Source organism: Paenibacillus alba, from assembly GCF_013204855.1.
In the GTDB taxonomy this organism is placed as follows: Bacteria; Bacillota; Bacilli; order Paenibacillales; family NBRC-103111; genus Paenibacillus_E; species Paenibacillus_E alba.
The window spans coordinates 1-854 of record NZ_JABMKZ010000100.1 but is presented as its reverse complement, the minus strand read 5'-3'; the positions used below and the strand labels follow the sequence as shown (position 1 = coordinate 854).

The following is an 854-nucleotide window of genomic DNA, read 5'->3' as shown; positions in this document are numbered from 1 at the left end:
CGGGACCTTAGCGGTTTTGAGGTGAAAAAGAACAAGTTAAGAAGGGTTGAGCCAAGCCCATCCTTTCTGGCGAGGTGTTGCGCTATCTTCTTGATGTTCTGTGCAACCGCAGTCATCAAGACTTGTTCCTGAACGTTTGCTCTTCCCCGAAACCGGGAATAGCGAAGTCCGTGGAGCACTTTGGCATCCGCAAAACTTCGCTCAATGGTTTGACATCGCAATTTGTAAAGAGCTTTCCCTTCGATACTCTGTCGGTTCTGCGCCACTTGCTCCTTACTTTCTTCCCAAATATGGCGCTGGATGGTCCTTTGCTTCTCTTGATTGGTTGTACATTGGGGTAGAAACGGGCATGATACACAAATTTTGGGATCAGACTTGTAGTCCTTGTATCCACTTCTTGTCGTTGTTCGATACGTCAGTTCTTGTTGGTTCGGGCATAGATAAACGTCTTTGTCTGCTTGGAATATAAAGCGATCTTTTGAGAATACGCCGTGTTCACGGGACAATCGCTCTGGAATAACAGCCATAAACTTCGTGGTCTTGTGACAGATGTAGGGTGTCATGTAGCCCGTATCGAGTGCGACAGCTTCAAGCGATTTCTCCCACCCAAATTTCTGGATTTGATGGTAGAGCCGATCGATGTAGACCGTAGAGTCATTCACATTTCCCGCGGTCACATAACAATCCGTGATGATGTTAAATTTGTGATCCACGGTGCGGTGATCCAAGTAGTGAAAGCCCTCTGGCTTTCCGTCTCGATTTAGATAACCGCTTTCTGGATCTGTTAAGCTAACCTTGATTGTTTTTTGCTCTGCCTCCTCTAAAGGAGGTAGAGGCTTTTTTCCATGCGATAT

At 46.4% G+C, this 854-nt stretch carries 1 pseudogene; it reads right to left on the bottom strand.

The annotated features are described in order from the left end of the window. Positions 1-62 precede the first annotated feature (62 nt). Positions 63-854 (bottom strand): annotated as a pseudogene (locus HQN90_RS38065) (transposase); the annotation flags it as partial.